Raw genomic sequence first — 14,487 nt, 5'->3', positions numbered from 1 at the left:
CGCCAACTTCTTCGCCGCCGCAGGATATGAACCAGATTAAACCGAAAACGCTCTAGCGCCACGGAGCACCCCGACGCGGCCGTCACCGGGGGACTACGCCGACAATAGAGTGACTGCGCCGATTGCCGTCATGGCGATTCTTGCGCTCGGAGGCCTCGTCAACCGGTACGTGCGGGAAAATTCTTCTCCAATCTAACGAGACACACGCAATCTTATCGATCGCCGAAACTTCAACAGCATCTCTGGCCGTTAATTCATGCCTGTGCTACGCACTCTAGCACTAGGCAAGAGGAATTATAAATGACGACAATCACAGTGAAGTGGAGAGGCGACGGGTCGCAGTCGACAGCGGGAGACAAGGCTGATCTGTTTCTCAGCACCGCCCAGGCGGCAGCGAACACCTGGGCCAAGCACCTCCAGGGCAACCAGGACATTGTGATCGAGGTCGGGATCGGCAACGTCGGAGGACCGGGCTATCACGCCAATGGCGGTCCGATTTATACCTTCAACGGCGCGTGGTGGGAGAAGACGGCCATCACCAAGGCGCGTGACGGCCGCGACATCAACGGCGACATTGCGGAAGGCGGCGTCACGATCGGTGTCGAAACCTGGGAGAAGCTCTTCTACGATCCGAAGGCGGAGCATTCCGTTCCCGGCGACAAAACGGATGCCTTCTCGCTGTTCGTGCACGAAATCGGTCATGCCATCGGGTTTGTCGGCCTATCCTGGCAAACCGACCAGCGGGGCAACAACATCTTCGATGGCCCCAATGTCAGGGAGGTCGCCGGTGGACCCATCGGCCTCGATGGCGGGCGATCGCATATCTGGGGCGGCGAGAATGTGATGGATCCCAATCTCGGCACGGGAATCCGGGAATGGATTTCGCCGCTCGACCTCGCCGTCCTGCAGGACATCGGCATGCCGATCGCGACCGAGCGGGCCGACAAGATCGGGCTCGGCAGCGTGGACGACAATTTCTTTGCGTTTGGCGGGGACGACGTCATTGACGGCGGCCGGGGCAACGATCGCATCGACGGCGGCACCGGCAACGACACGCTCTCAGGTGGCGACGGGAACGACACGCTCATCGGCGGCGTGGGGAACGACATCCTCGACGGCGGTGCCGGCAGCGACATCCTCGACGGCGGCGCGGGCGTGGACCGGGCGTCTTTCTCCGGCAAAAGCTCGGACTATGCCATCGTCTACGACGCATCCAGCACCACCGGCGCGTTCAAGATCAAGCATCTCGCCACCGGCGCCGTCGACACGCTCATCGGCATCGAGACCGTGAGCATCGGCGACGTCCAACTCAGCGTGACGGGTCTGTTCGATCACCTCCAGGGCCGGTTCGGTCCCGTCGCGGCCGGTTCGAAGAACACCTTCCAGATGGTGCTGACAGCGACCTCCGACGATCCCTTCGTAGCCGATATTCCCGAGATCGACGGCGCGTTTTCCGCGAGCGCCCTCGTGCGTTTCGACAACCTCGCCGGCGGCAACTACCAGCGCGTCTTCGACACCGGCAACGGTGCCTGGGGCGACAATGTGTGGCTCGGTCAGGTCGGCAGCGGCCGTGACATGGCGTTCGAGATCCTCACCGGCGGGACACCGCACCGGATCGTCGCCAAAGACGCGATCGTCGAGGGGGTCGAGGCACGCTTCACGGCCGCGGTGGACCCGAACGGCCGCATGAGCCTCTACAAAAACGACGTGCTCGTCGCCCAGGGCGAGGGCGCCGTGCCGCGGGATGTCGCGCGCATGAACGAACTCGTGGGCAAGTCCAACTGGGCGACCGACACGGACCTCGTCGGCACCATCTATGACCTGAGCTTCAAGCCGGACCTTGCCGCCGACATCAATGGAGCCTTCACGGCCAACGTGCACGCCCGCTTCGACGATCTCGATGCCGGCGGTTGGCAGCGCGTCTTCGACCTCGGCAATGGCCCCAATGCCGACAATGTCTTGCTCGGGCAGGTCGGCACGTCCAGCGACATGCAATTCTCCATCGTGAACGGGGACAAGTCCGGGACCATCGTCGCCAAGAACGCGATCGTCGAGGGCCAGGAAGCCACCTGGACGACCAGCGTCAACGAAGCGGGCTGGATGCGCCTGTTCAAGGACGGTGTCTCGGTGGCCGAGGGGCAGGGTGTCGTCCCGAAGGACGTCGACCGCGCCAACGAGTTCGTCGGTAAGTCGAACTGGGCCAGCGATACCCCACTCGTCGGCAAGGTGAGCGGCCTGGAGATCGTGGCGCACAAGGCCATCCCGGAGATCCACGGCGCCTTCAAGGTGTTCGCCGAGGCTCGCTTCGACGATCTCGACAGCGGCAGCTTCCAGCGCATCTTCGATACCGGCAACGGTCCGGAGAGCAACAACATCTGGCTCGGTCAGTTCGAAAACGGCGACGACATGGTGTTCGAGATCCTCACCGGCTCGACCAAGCACCGGATCACCGCCGCCGACTCGATCGTGGAGGGCGAGATGGCGAAGTGGCAAGCCAGCGTGGACGACAGCGGCACCATGCGCCTGCTCAAGAACAGCACGCTGGTCGCCGAGGGTCATGGGGCGGTTCCCCTCGACGTCTTCCGTACCAGCGACCTGATCGGCAAATCCAACTGGTCGCACGACAGTGCCCTGGTGGGTCAGATCAACGAGCTGATCTTCATGTGACGCGCGTGGCACCGCGCGCCGTCGGCCCCGGATCCTCCCAGATCCGGAATGTCGAGTGGCGCGCGGAGCAGGTCACACGCCCGCGGCTCAGACCAGATGGAAAGACCGGAAGCGTGCAACGCGTTGCACGCTTCCGACATTGTATCTCCGTAGCCGATGTCTTCGCGTCAGGCTGATGCGCGCCACCGCCCACGAGTGCCGTTCAGGCCGCCGGCACGAGAATCGCCACGGCCGCGACCAGCTCATCGAAATGCGTGATCACCACGTCGGGCCCGAACGCCTCGACCGGTAGATCGGTATAGCCGAACGGCACCGCGATCACCGGGATACCGGCGGCCTTGGCCGCGTCGATGTCGGCGCGGGAATCGCCCACCATCACGGCACGGGACCGGTCTCCCCCCGCCCGCTCGATCGTCAGCGTGATGTGGCGCGGGTCGGGCTTGAAATGCGGGAAGGTGTCCCGGCCGCAGATCGCCGCGAAACGCCCGGACACGCCCAGCAGTTCGAGCAGGGTCAGAGCGTGGCTCTCGACCTTGTTGGTGCAGACCGCGAGCAGAAATCCGCGTTTCGTCAGGGTGTCGAGGGCCTCCACCACGCCGGGGAACAGGTGGGAGTGCTCACACAGATGCGAACCGTAATGGTCGAGGAATTCCGCGAACAGGCGTTCCAGCCGCTCCTGGCTCAAGGGCTCGCCGGTCGCGGTAAAGCCGCGCTGGATCAGCGCCTTGGCCCCGGCTCCGATCATGTCGCGGGCCTCCTCCAGCGGCAGAGCCTTCAGGCCCTCGCGCTCGAGGATGACGTTGAGGGTTCCGACGAGGTCGCCGGCCGTCTCGGCCAAGGTGCCGTCGAGGTCGAACACGGCGATGGGCGGCAGGGTCGACATGGCGTCTCGCAACGTGAAAGGGAACGCGGCCGGTCCGGCCAGAGCGTTTTCGGGGCGGGTGGACACGGCTCGGGTGAAGACGATGCGACCACTCGGACACTGAGAGCCGATCTCTCCCGCACCGAAACGGCTCTAGCGGCGCCTCCCGGTACCGGCAAGAGCCGGTCTCGCGGGTCATGGTTGCGCCGCAAGGCGCTGATACCGCCCCGCGACATCCCGCAACGAGGCGACCATGCGTTTGACGACACTGCGTTCCGGCTTCCGTACCGCCCTCTGCGCCGGCGGCCTCTGCGCCGCGCTGGCAGGCCCTGCGGTGGCGGGTTCCTACGAGTTCGTGCCGGCCCCGCAGATCGACCTGAACCGCGTCTATCGCGTCGACAGGGTCACCGGCGAAGTCACCTCCTGCCAGTACGGCCTGCGCGAAGGCGCCGTCGGGAGCGTTGGGCTCACCGTGTGCTACGGCGCCGGTGAGGGCGCGAGCGCGCAGGTCGCCTCCGAATACGGCCTCGTCGCCTCCCGCCACACCCGCGAGGCAGGCGTGTTCCGGGTCAATTACCGCACCGGCGAGATGAGCATCTGCTACGTCCAGCTCCAGAAGGAGGCGGTGGTCTGCACCGCGCAGGCGAACCCCGCCGCCATCGGCGCCGACGAGGCGGCCACCGGCCCGTCGCCGGGTCGGGCCGGCCCGAGCGCCACGCCACCGCAGGGCGCTCGCCCATGAAGCGTCCGCACGGTCTCGGATGACACGCGACGGCGTTGGACGGGCCGGCACGGCGTGCTAGGGGCAGCCGACCCATCGCGCCCACTTGTGTCCATCCCGAGTTTCCCCATGCGCCTTGCCCCACCCTCCCCTGCCGGCCGAGTCGCGGCATGAGCGGGCCGGATCTCCGGCGCGCCGCCGCCGCGGTCGCCCTCACCCTGGTCGAACCCGGCATGCGGCTCGGGATCGGCACCGGTTCCACCGCCAATGCCTTCGTGGAGTTGCTCGGTGAGCGTGTCCGCGGCGGTCTCGACATCGTCGGCGTACCGACCTCGGAGGCCACCCGGATCGCCGCGACACGCGCCGGAATTCTCCTGGCGACCCTCGAAGAGATGCCGCAGCTCGACCTCACCATCGATGGTGCCGACGAAATCGACGGGCAGATGCGTCTGATCAAGGGCGGGGGCGCCGCGCTCCTGCGCGAGAAGATCGTGGCCTGCGCCAGCACCCGCATGGTGGTGATCGCCGATGCCGCCAAGTCCGTGGCGATGCTGGGAGCCTTCCCGCTGCCGGTGGAGGTCAATGCGTTCGGCCTGTCCTCCACCCGGATCGCGGTCGCCGCCGCCATCGCTGCCGCGGGTTGCGCCGGCGCCCTGACCCTGCGGACCGGCCCGGATGGCGCGCCGCTGACCACGGATGGCGGACATTACATCCTCGATGCGCATCTCGGCCGGATCCCCGATCCGGAGGCGCTCTCGTCCGCCTTGTGGGCAGTGCCGGGCGTGGTCGAGCATGGCCTGTTCCTCGGTATCGCCACCGGCGCGATCCTCGCCGAGGCCCGCGACGGCGAGGCCGTGGTGACCCGCCTCGGCGGGGTCTGACCCAGCGCCGCCCATCCCCCTATTCGAAACAGCACTGAAAGCCCGGAGCGCCCGCCATGTCCCGCCGCACCCTCGCCCTCGTCGTCTCAGGCGCCCTCCTCGTCGCCGCTCCGTCCGCCGCCTTCGCGCAGCAGGCACAGCCGAAGCCGGCCGTAGCGCCCAAAGCCGCCGCCAAGCCCGCGGCAACCCCGGCCGCGCCGACCCCTGCGGCCCAGAATCCGGCCTTCACGCCCAATCACATGGCCCTGGCGCGCGAGGTGATGCTCAGCTCCGGCATCGCCCGCTCGTTCGACTCGATCATTCCCGCCTTCAGCGAGCAGATCCGACAGAACGCGGTCACGCGGCCCGAGCTGGCCAAGGACCTCGACGAGGTGCTGGGTACGCTCGCGCCGGAGATGGAGATGCAGAAGCAGACCATGATCGACACCGCCGCGCGCATCTACGCGCAGCGCCTGAGCGAAAGCGAACTCAACGAGATCGCCACATTCTTCCGCTCGCCCGCCGGCAAGCGCTATGTCGAGACCCAGCCGCAGGTCCTCGACGGCATGGTCCAGGCCATGCAGAACTGGACCCAGGAAGTCTCCGAATACCTGATGGTGCGGGTGCGCGCCGAGATGAACAAGCGCGGTCACCAGCTCCAGTAATCGCCGGACACCCGCGGCCGTGCCGCCCGTCGCCGCCGCGGTCATCCGGGCCGGGACCTCGCGCCTACCCGACACCCTGCGCGCCACCGGCGCGGTGGCGCTTGCCGCCGTTCCGCTCGCGATGGCGGCGGCGAACCGGTCGAGCCCCCTGGTGGTCGGACTCGCCGCCCTGCTGTTCCTGTCGGCCGGATTGATCGAGGATGCGCGGGCGACGCGAATCGCCCTCCTGGCTCCGCTGAGAACACCGCTCGGGCTCGCAGCCCTCGCCTTTCTGGCATGGTGTGGGCTCTCGTTCGTCTGGAGCCCGTTTCCGGCGCTCTCCCTGCGTACCGCGGCCGAGTTCCTGCCGGCGCTGATCAGCGCCTATTGCCTCGCGAGACTCGCTCCCGGTCGGATGCCGGCCTGGGCACCGGCGCTCGCCGGGGGTCTGCTGGGGGCGGCCTGCCTCTATATCGTCGTCGATCTCGCCGCCGACCTTCCGGTGCAGAAGGCGCTGGGCGCGCGGGTCGCCTATTTCATCTTCAACCGCCCCTTGCTGACTATCCTGCTGGTGGCGGGGCCCCTCGCCGCGGTGCTGTACCAACGCGGCAAGCGGGTCGCAGGACTGGCGGTGCTCGCCCTCGGCGCCGTCGCGATCCTTCGGTCGATCAGCGGAGCCGCCGCCATGGGGCTCATGGCCGGCGCGGCGATGGCCGCCATCGTCCGCCTCCTGCCCCGCCGCTTCGGCCTCGGGCTGGCGGGTACGGGGCTCATGCTGGCGCTCGTACTGGCGCCGGTGGAAGGCGACCTCCTCGACAGGCTCATGCCCGAGGCGGTCCACGACCGCCTGGTGCAAAGCAGTTCGCGCGCCCGCGTCGCCATCGCGCGCAGCTTCGGCGCGGCCGTGGCCGCCGATCCCTGGCGGGGGGCGGGCTACGGAATTTCGGCCAAGTTCGCGCAGACGCCCGTCGCCGCCCGGATCGAGCCGGAATTCCGCACGCTACTGGCGGTGGGCCATCCGCATAACAGCTTCCTGCAGGTCTGGGCCGAGCTCGGATTCATCGGTGCGGCTTTGGCCGGCGCTGCCCTGCTGCTGATGCTGCAACGTCTCGCGCTCTTGGCGAGGCCACAGATGACGACCGCTCTCGGACTTGTCGCGGCGGCAGCGGCGGTGGCCTTCGTCGAGCACGGGGCGTGGCAGGGATGGTGGGTCGCCGGCCTCGGTGCGGCGATCGCCTGGTTGCGCGAGGTCGACGCCTCGGCCTGACGGGATCAGGCGGCGGCGGCTTCGACGCGGTTGCGGCCGCTGCTCTTGGCCCGGTAGAGGGCGAGATCGGCACGCTTCAGCATGTCGGCGGCACCGGCATCCTCCGCGCGCCGCCACGCCACGCCGATCGAGACGGTGACGGTCACGGTGCGGGTGTCGCGCTGGATCGAGAACGGCGTCGCCTCGATCCGCTCGCGGATGCGCTCCGCGATGGTGTAGGCGCCGTCGGCCTCGGCGTCGGGCAGGATGATGACGATCTCCTCGCCGCCGTAGCGCGCCACGATGTCGATGCCGCGGGTATGGGTGCGGATGCGCTCGGCGAAGGCGCGCAGCACCTCGTCGCCGGCCTCGTGGCCGTAGGTGTCGTTGATCGTCTTGAACCGGTCGATATCGAGCATCAGCGCCGCCACCGGGCGATTCCGCAGGGCCGCCTCGTCGAACAGGGCACCCAGATGGCTGTCGAGGTAGCGACGGTTGTGCAGGCCGGTGAGGCCGTCGGTGATCGCGAGTTCCATCGAGGCCTGAACGGCACCGCGGAGGGTGTCGGAGAAGCGGCGGCGGCGCACCTGAGTGCGCACGCGGGCGACCAGTTCGTTCCGGTCGACGGGGCGCATGAGGTAGTCGTGCACGCCGAAATCGAGGCCGCGGATCACGCGGGCGCGGTCATGCTCGTCGGCGATCATCATCACCGGCATCGCGCGGGTCCGGTCGAGGGAGCGCAATTGGCTGCACAGACGCAGGCCATCGAAGCCCTCGAGACTGAGGCTGACCAGGGCGAGGTCGAACGTCCCTTCCGTCGCCCGCACCAGGGCGGCATGCGGATCGGCCTCGATGGTGACGGTGTGATGCTGGCTCAGCGCCGCCGACAGGCGGTCGGCCGAACTCGGCCGGTCTTCGACGAGGAGGATCGCGGCATTCTGCCCGGTCTCGGCGGCGGCGAGCGCGAACGGGTCGCCCATGCCGAAATCGCGCGAGGCCATGGCGCGGCTGCGCAACTCGTCGGTGACCGCCTTGAGGCGCACGAGGCTGCGCACACGGGCGAACAACGCGACGTCGTCGATGGGCTTGGTGAGGAAATCGTCGGCGCCGGCATCGAGTCCGCGCAGGCGGTCGGACGGCTGGTCGAGGGCGGTCACCATCACCACCGGCAGATGTGCGGTGGTCGGGCTGTTCTTGAGGCGGCGACAGACCTCGAACCCGTCCATGCCCGGCATCATCACGTCGAGGAGGACGAGGTCGCACAGACCCTTCTCGCAGATCGCGATGGCGTCGGGCCCGTTCATGGCCGCCAGAACGTCGAAGTACTCCAGCGAGAGCTTGGTCTCAAGGAGCTTCACGTTCGGGAAGAGATCATCGACGATCAGGATACGGGCCGACATCGTTCCTCGTGCGGTCAGGTTGGGGTGGAACGTGGCGGATCAGGCGGGCCGGCTGTCGCCGAGATAGTGGCGGACGGTGGCCAGGAACTTGGCGATGGAGATGGGCTTCGACAGGTAGGCTTCGCAGCCGCCCTCGCGGATGCGTTCCTCGTCGCCCTTCATGGCGAAGGCGGTGATGGCGATCACCGGGATGCTCTTGAGGTCGTCGTCTTCCTTCAGCCACTTGGTGACTTCGAGGCCGGACACCTCCGGAAGCTGGATGTCCATCAGGATCAGGTCGGGATGGTGCATGCGCGCGAGCTCGATCGCCTCGATCCCGTTGGCCGTCTTCAGCGTCGCGTAACCATGACCTTCCAACAGGTCGTTGAAGAGCTTCATGTTCAGCTCATTGTCCTCGACGATGAGCACGGTCTTCTTCATGGCCCGTTGTTCCCGGCGCGCGCACGGCGCATTGTCGATCGATCGATGGCCCTCGCCACAGACCTAGCGGATACATGTTGACGAAACGCAAACCGGATGATGGCCATGACGCCGCCGAGCGTCTCGCGCTCGACGCCCTCGCCTGGATGGCGACGGACGACGAACGTCTCTATCCCTTCCTGAATGCCACCGGTGTGACGCCCGACACCCTGCGGGCGAGTGCCGGGGATCCCGGCTTCCTCGCCGGCATCCTCGACTACGTGATGGGCGACGAGGCCACGCTCCTCGCCTGCGCCCAGGCGCTCGACGTCAAGCCGGAGCGCATCGCCACGGCCTGGCGCCGGCTCGGACCACCGGACTTCGACGACGGTTTTTCGTGAGAGGCGCGCCTACGGGGCGCATTCCGAGCCTGACGGGAGCGTGTCGAGGCGGCTCATGTTGCCGATCACCGCAAACTCACCGTAATCCAGCCGCAGCGCGCCGCTGACGCCGTTTTCATAGAGATCGAAGGTCAGGGTGTAGATCGGCGTGCGCTCGCCCTCGCCCTGGGTGAAGTAGCTCAGCGTCACCGGCCAATGCGGCATCGCCGCCATGGCACCGTCCTTGAGCGGCCGGTCGCGCTCGGGGGCCGTCGTCGGCTGGAGCGCGGGAGCAGGGGCCTGGGCCTGCCGTCCGATCACCGCGAGGGTGTCGTAGACCTTGCGGCCATCGTCCGAGCCATCGAACACCTTGACCGACAGGGTGGTCTGTCCGTCTCGCGCGGCCTGGATCAGGCGACGCATGTGAAAGGTCGGGAACAGCACTTCATGGGACGATTGGAACTGGTCGCGCTTGGGCTCCTTCAACCGTACCTTGAGGGTATCGGAGGCGGATTCGGCCGTGCCGTCCACGGATGGGCTGGCGGTGCCGTTGAGGGTCGTACTGGTCTTGAACCGGTAGCTTTTCCCGTCGCCGCTCTCGAATGTGGTGTTGCGGAGATCCGACGTCCGGCTGCCGGTCTCCCCGCTCTCCAGCACCGTCACCTGCCGGGTCTGCATCGTGTAACCCTTGCAGGCATCGCCGGTGAACTCGATGACGATGCGACCGCGCGCACTCTCCACCGCCCGCGTTCCGCCGCTCTCGGCCAGCGACAGGTCGTAGACCGCCCGGTGATTGGCGAGCCGGATCGGCGTCGCGGCGCTCGCTCCGGTGGCGAACAGGAAAAGACAGGCGGTGACGCTGTGGCGACGCATGAGGTTTCCTGATCGGGGGCACGCAGAGCCGATGAGATAGGCCCTCCCCTCCGCAGCGGCAATGCGAGCGGCGACAGGCAGGTGGCCAAGAGAGAACCGGGCGCGAGCTTTGCCGGTGGACAGTCCCGGCGCGGCTACGGCCGCTCTCGAAGCCGCCCTTGCATCGGCGTCGCGGCGTCCTGTACGGTTCGCCTCGTCGCCCAACACGTGAAGGCGATCATCACCCGACGGTCTCCAGATCCTTCGCCATGCACGCGTCTCGGCGTGATCGCGATAGCGATGGCCGGGTGATCGAGGACGATTTCGGAGGGCACGATGGCAGAAACGGTCCCGAGTTGGTCGGAAGAGCGCGTCGACCTGTTACGCCGCCTGTGGGAAGATGGGCTGAGCGCCAGCCAGATCGCCACGCAGCTCGGCGGCGTCACGCGCAATGCGGTCATCGGCAAGGTTCACCGCCTCGGGCTTTCGGGCCGCGTGAAATCCTCCGATGCCGCGTCCGCGACACAGCGCAAGGCAGCGCGCGAGATCGAAGCGGATGTCGAGCTCCAGATCTCAACCGTCGCGGAGGTTGTGGTCACGGTGGAGGTGACGCCACCGGCCCCACCCGAGCGGGCTGTGCCGGTCGCGACCGAGGCGACGCCGATCGCCGTCTCCCGCCGCGTGACGATCATGGATCTGCGCGAATCGATGTGCCGCTGGCCGCTCGGCGACCCGACCTCGCCGGATTTCCACTATTGCGGCGACCGGGCCATCACCGGCCTGCCCTATTGCACGCATCACGCCCAGATCGCCTATCAACCGGCTGCGGAGCGCAAGCGCGACCGTCGGGTCGGAGGGTTTCGCTAGAGCATCGTCCCGGGAAAGTGACCCGCCACTCCGGAAACGGGGATGCGGTCACAGGCGCCGGCAGTGCGAGACCCGATCGATGTCCGGTTTCTACGTCGGCGATATCGTGTTCGAAGCCGGCCGATGGCACGGTTTCGCATCTTCACACGTTACCATCGGTCGCAGGCCTGATGGCCCGCGCGGGAAGGTGTCACCGTGAAGGACCAGTCAACTCTTCCGGGCGCGGCCGAGGACTCGTTCCTCGATCTGCATGCCCAGCGTGAAGACATCGAGCGGCAGCTCGCTTTGGCACAGCAGCGCCAGCAATACGGCACGGATGCCGGCGAGATCAGTCAGGCCGGCACCGACGAACGGACGCTATTGCTGACTCTCGACCGGGTTCTCACCATGATCAGGGCCGCCGAATATCAGCGCCAGCCTGGCGCGCGCCGCTGGTAGGTAGCGGCGTGGGATTCGCTCGACCCCGGTTCAGCCGGCGCGAAGGCGGTCCCGCTCCTTGTGGCGCAGGCGCAGCAGCAGGTCGATCTGGCTGTCGGGTATCGGCTGGGTGTCGCAGGTTTCCTCGTAGAGCGACCGCAACGCAGTCCCCAGGCGATAACGGGTATCGTCGGTGAGGATCGGCTGGAATTCGGTCTCGGCCTCTGCCCGCAGATCGTGATCGGCGCCTCTCTGGTCCAACGTCTCAGTCCCTCGTTCGAGCGATTGTTCCACGTCGGCGCCGAATCGGATCGCACTCGCCGTTTACCGAGTGTTGCGGACCATGGTTAATGAACCGTTAAATCGTAGCGATCTCACGCGTCGGCGGCCTGAAGCAGGCTCGCGGCAGCGGCACGCGCTTCGTCCGTGACCGTGGCACCGGCCAGCATCCGGGCGATCTCCTCGCGTCGTGCCGGTGCCTCCAGCGAGGCCACGCGGGTGGCGACGCGGTCGCTGCCCTTCACCGGATCCTTGGCGATGAGGAAATGCGTCTCGGCGCGGGCCGCCACCTGAGGGGCATGGGTCACCGCCACCACCTGCACGCGGGTGGCGAGGCGCCCGAGCCGGGCACCGATGGCGTCGGCCACTGCACCGCCGACGCCGGTATCGATTTCGTCGAAGATCAGGGTGGGAGCCGAGCCCTTGTCGGCGAGCACGACCTTCAACGCCAGCATGAAACGCGAGAGCTCGCCGCCCGAGGCGACTTTCATCATCGGGCCGGGCCGGGTGCCGGGATTGGTCTGGGCCCAGAACTCGACCCGGTCGTAGCCGGCCGGATCGCGCGAATCCGGATCGGTGGCGATCTCGGTGATGAAGCGGGCGCGCTCGAGCTTGAGCGGGGGCAGCTCGGTCTTCACCGCCGCGTCGAGGGCCTTGGCGGCGCGCTTGCGCCCCTCGGTGAGCTTGAGCGCGGCCTTGGCATAGGCGGCCTCGGCCTGGGCCAGCGTCGCGTCGAGGCCGGCCAGGGCCTCCTCCCCGGCATCGATGGCGGCGACATCCGCCACGTAGCGCTCGCGCAGGGCGGCGAGGGCGTCAACCGCCACGTCGTATTTTCGCGAGGCGGCCCGCAGGGCGAACAGACGCTCTTCCACCCGCTCCAACTCGCGCGGATCGAACTCGGCCTCGCGCAGGGCGGCATCCAGCACCGAATGCGCTTCGTCGAGGGCGGTGAGCGCGGCGTCGAGGGCCGCGACACAGGGCTCGACCAGAGCGGGCAGCTGGCTCGCGCGCCGTTCGAGCTTGCGCAGCGCCGAGGACAGGTGGGAGACGATCCCGCCGCCGGACGCCTCGATGCCCTCGTTGAGCTCGCGGGCGACCTTCTCGCTCTGCTGCATCACCGTGCGGCGCTCGGCGAGATCGGTCTCTTCGCCGGCTTGCGGATCGAGGGTCTCGAGTTCGCCTACGGCATGGCGAAGAAAATCGGCCTCCTTGCGGGCCGCCTCGACCCTGGCGCGGTGCTCGGAGAGGGCATTGCGCGCGGCCTTCACGCGCTTGGCCGCCTCGGCCACCTGGGCGAGCGGCGCCTGCAGGCCGCCGAAGGCGTCGAGGATGGCGCGATGGGTGCCGGGATCGGCCAGGGCCCGGTCGTCGTGCTGGCCGTGGATTTCCACCAGCGCCGTGCCGATGGCGCGCAAGACCTGAACGCCGACGGCCTGATCGTTGACGAAAGCGCGGGTCCGTCCGTCGGCCATCTGGACGCGGCGCAGGATCAGGTCGCCCTCGGTGTCGATCTCCGCCTGGGCGGCGAGTTGGCGAGCGGGATGATCGAGGGGCACGTCGAAGGCGGCGGTGACCGCGCCCTGGCTCTCGCCGTGGCGCACGAGCCGGCCGTCGCCGCGCCCGCCGAGCGCCAGCGCGAAGGCATCGAGCAGGATCGACTTGCCGGCGCCGGTCTCTCCCGTGAGGACGCTGAGGCCCTCGCGAAAGTTCAGGGCCAGCTTGTCGATGAGTACGATGTCGCGGATCGCAAGCTGGATCAGCATGCCGCGTATGAGGCCCCGTTGTGAACGCTGGCCGTGTCCTTACGGCGAAGTGCGGTTCGCTTCACCCGAAAAGATGCCGCTCCCGTGCGGAAGCGGCGATCGGGCGCTCTACTGCGCGTCCGCCGTGCGGCCGATGACGCCGCGATAGATCTTGCTGAGCCAGGAGGTCTTCTCCTCGCGCGGCTCGAGGCCACCGTTCTGGAGGAGCGCGAAGGCATCCTTGTACCAGGGGCTGTCAGGGAAGTTGTGACCGAGAACGGCGGCAGCGGTCTGGGCCTCCTGCGTCAGGCCGAGTGCCATGTAGGCCTCGGTCAGGCGCTCCAGCGCCTCTTCCGCGTGGCGGGTCGTCTGGTACTTGCTCACCACATCGCGAAACCGGTTGATCGCGGCGGGGAAGTTGCGACGCTCGAGATAGAAGCGGCCGACCTCCATCTCCTTGCCGGCGAGCTGGTCGCGGGTGATCTGGATCTTGGCCTTGGCGTCGGCGGCGTATTCCGAGGTCGGATACTTCTGGACGAGCTCCTGCAGGCCGGCGAGGGCCTTCTCGGACCGGTCCTGATCGCGGGTCACGTCGGGGATCTGCTTATAATGCGACATCGCCATCAGGTACTGGGCGTAGGCCGCGTCCTTGCTCGCCGGATGGCGCTGAAGGTAGCGCTTCGAGGCGTTGATCGCGTCGTCGTACTTCTGGCCCTCGTAGTTCGCGTAGGCCGTCATCAGGAGGGCTTTACGCGACCAGTCGGAATAGCTGTAGGCCTTGTCGAGCTCGCCGAACTTCTTCGAAGCGCCTTCGTAGTCCTTGTCTTCCATCTTCGCCAAGCCCTCGCTGTAGAGCTTGTCGGCGGGAACATCCGGGATGACTTCGGGCTTGTACTTTTCGGCGAAGGGATTGATCGAGTCGAGCGCGTCGCAGCCGCCGAGCCCGAGGCTGCAGACGGTGAGGAGCACGGCCGCCATCGCACCGCGGTTGGGATGAGTGAGGCGCATTCCGGTCTTTCCCCAACAGGCGGGCCCGTACATGGACCCCGCGTCGTCAAGCCATCACAGATATCGGTCGCGTGGCTGACGGCGTGATGCCACGGTCCGTGCGCGTTGCACAGCGGACCTCGCTCCGTTTCACGGACGATTCA

15 protein-coding genes are annotated in these 14,487 nt (G+C 67.6%); 8 read left to right on the top strand and 7 right to left on the bottom strand.

Annotated features, from left to right (window positions below; translation table 11 throughout):
* Positions 1-300 precede the first annotated feature (300 nt).
* Positions 301-2,667, top strand: coding sequence for a calcium-binding protein (locus G3T14_RS16555; RefSeq protein ID WP_163643645.1), 2,367 nt, complete (start codon positions 301-303; stop codon positions 2,665-2,667).
* 202 nt (positions 2,668-2,869) lie between these two features.
* On the opposite strand, the gene G3T14_RS16550 is transcribed toward G3T14_RS16555, so the two are convergent.
* Positions 2,870-3,550 carry an HAD family hydrolase gene (locus tag G3T14_RS16550; protein WP_163643644.1) on the bottom strand — a complete coding sequence of 227 codons (681 nt, stop codon included), beginning with the start codon at positions 3,548-3,550 and terminating at the stop codon, positions 2,870-2,872.
* A gap of 232 nt (positions 3,551-3,782) precedes the next feature.
* On the opposite strand from G3T14_RS16550, the gene G3T14_RS16545 reads away from it, so the two are divergent.
* From G3T14_RS16545 to G3T14_RS16530, 4 genes are all read left to right on the top strand, one after another.
* Complete coding sequence (locus G3T14_RS16545; protein WP_163643643.1) at positions 3,783-4,271, top strand: hypothetical protein; 489 nt, start codon at positions 3,783-3,785, stop codon at positions 4,269-4,271.
* A 149-nt stretch (positions 4,272-4,420) separates the two neighbouring features.
* The gene (gene rpiA, locus G3T14_RS16540) at positions 4,421-5,131 is read left to right on the top strand and encodes a ribose-5-phosphate isomerase RpiA (protein ID WP_163643642.1); all 711 of its coding nucleotides are present in this window, start codon (positions 4,421-4,423) and stop codon (positions 5,129-5,131) included.
* Positions 5,132-5,187: 56 nt separating this feature from the next.
* The gene (locus tag G3T14_RS16535) at positions 5,188-5,775 is read left to right on the top strand and encodes a DUF2059 domain-containing protein (protein WP_163643641.1); all 588 of its coding nucleotides are present in this window, start codon (positions 5,188-5,190) and stop codon (positions 5,773-5,775) included.
* Between the two features lie 121 nt (positions 5,776-5,896).
* Positions 5,897-7,021 (top strand): O-antigen ligase family protein, encoded by a 1,125-nt coding sequence (locus G3T14_RS16530; protein WP_163643649.1) that lies wholly within the window; start codon positions 5,897-5,899, stop codon positions 7,019-7,021.
* A 5-nt stretch (positions 7,022-7,026) separates the two neighbouring features.
* Here G3T14_RS16530 and G3T14_RS16525 read toward each other — a convergent pair whose 3' ends face one another.
* Both G3T14_RS16525 and G3T14_RS16520 read right to left on the bottom strand, forming a co-directional pair.
* A complete protein-coding gene (locus tag G3T14_RS16525) occupies positions 7,027-8,400 on the bottom strand; it encodes a PleD family two-component system response regulator (protein ID WP_163643640.1) in 1,374 nt (457 codons plus the stop codon).
* A gap of 39 nt (positions 8,401-8,439) precedes the next feature.
* Positions 8,440-8,820 carry a response regulator gene (locus G3T14_RS16520; protein WP_163643639.1) on the bottom strand — a complete coding sequence of 127 codons (381 nt, stop codon included), beginning with the start codon at positions 8,818-8,820 and terminating at the stop codon, positions 8,440-8,442.
* A 74-nt stretch (positions 8,821-8,894) separates the two neighbouring features.
* Between G3T14_RS16520 and G3T14_RS16515 the strand changes: the two genes are divergently transcribed.
* Entirely contained in the window at positions 8,895-9,200 is a 306-nt protein-coding gene (locus G3T14_RS16515; protein WP_163643638.1) for a DUF3572 domain-containing protein, read from the top strand.
* A 9-nt stretch (positions 9,201-9,209) separates the two neighbouring features.
* Here G3T14_RS16515 and G3T14_RS16510 read toward each other — a convergent pair whose 3' ends face one another.
* Complete coding sequence (locus G3T14_RS16510; protein ID WP_163643637.1) at positions 9,210-10,052, bottom strand: cell envelope integrity EipB family protein; 843 nt, start codon at positions 10,050-10,052, stop codon at positions 9,210-9,212.
* A 315-nt stretch (positions 10,053-10,367) separates the two neighbouring features.
* Here G3T14_RS16510 and G3T14_RS16505 point away from each other — a divergent pair, with 315 nt between their 5' ends.
* Both G3T14_RS16505 and G3T14_RS16500 read left to right on the top strand, forming a co-directional pair.
* Positions 10,368-10,898, top strand: coding sequence for a GcrA family cell cycle regulator (locus tag G3T14_RS16505; protein ID WP_163643636.1), 531 nt, complete (start codon positions 10,368-10,370; stop codon positions 10,896-10,898).
* A 195-nt stretch (positions 10,899-11,093) separates the two neighbouring features.
* Positions 11,094-11,336 (top strand): hypothetical protein, encoded by a 243-nt coding sequence (locus tag G3T14_RS16500; RefSeq protein ID WP_163643635.1) that lies wholly within the window; start codon positions 11,094-11,096, stop codon positions 11,334-11,336.
* Between the two features lie 30 nt (positions 11,337-11,366).
* Here the strand turns inward: G3T14_RS16500 and G3T14_RS16495 are convergent, their stop codons facing one another.
* The 3 genes from G3T14_RS16495 to G3T14_RS16485 all read right to left on the bottom strand — a co-directional run bounded on the left by G3T14_RS16495 (position 11,367) and on the right by G3T14_RS16485 (position 14,344).
* On the bottom strand, positions 11,367-11,576 hold the full coding sequence (locus tag G3T14_RS16495) for a hypothetical protein (protein ID WP_163643634.1): 210 nt from the start codon (positions 11,574-11,576) through the stop codon (positions 11,367-11,369).
* A 113-nt stretch (positions 11,577-11,689) separates the two neighbouring features.
* The gene (gene recN, locus G3T14_RS16490; protein WP_163643633.1) at positions 11,690-13,357 is read right to left on the bottom strand and encodes a DNA repair protein RecN; all 1,668 of its coding nucleotides are present in this window, start codon (positions 13,355-13,357) and stop codon (positions 11,690-11,692) included.
* Positions 13,358-13,465: 108 nt separating this feature from the next.
* Positions 13,466-14,344 carry an outer membrane protein assembly factor BamD gene (locus tag G3T14_RS16485; RefSeq protein ID WP_163643632.1) on the bottom strand — a complete coding sequence of 293 codons (879 nt, stop codon included), beginning with the start codon at positions 14,342-14,344 and terminating at the stop codon, positions 13,466-13,468.
* Between the last annotated feature and the right edge of the window lie 143 nt (positions 14,345-14,487).

Source organism: Methylobacterium sp. BTF04 (assembly GCF_010692745.1).
Lineage (GTDB): Bacteria > Pseudomonadota > Alphaproteobacteria > Rhizobiales > Beijerinckiaceae > Methylobacterium.
The sequence above is the reverse complement of the archived record's forward strand: the minus strand, read 5'-3'. Positions and strand labels throughout refer to the sequence as shown.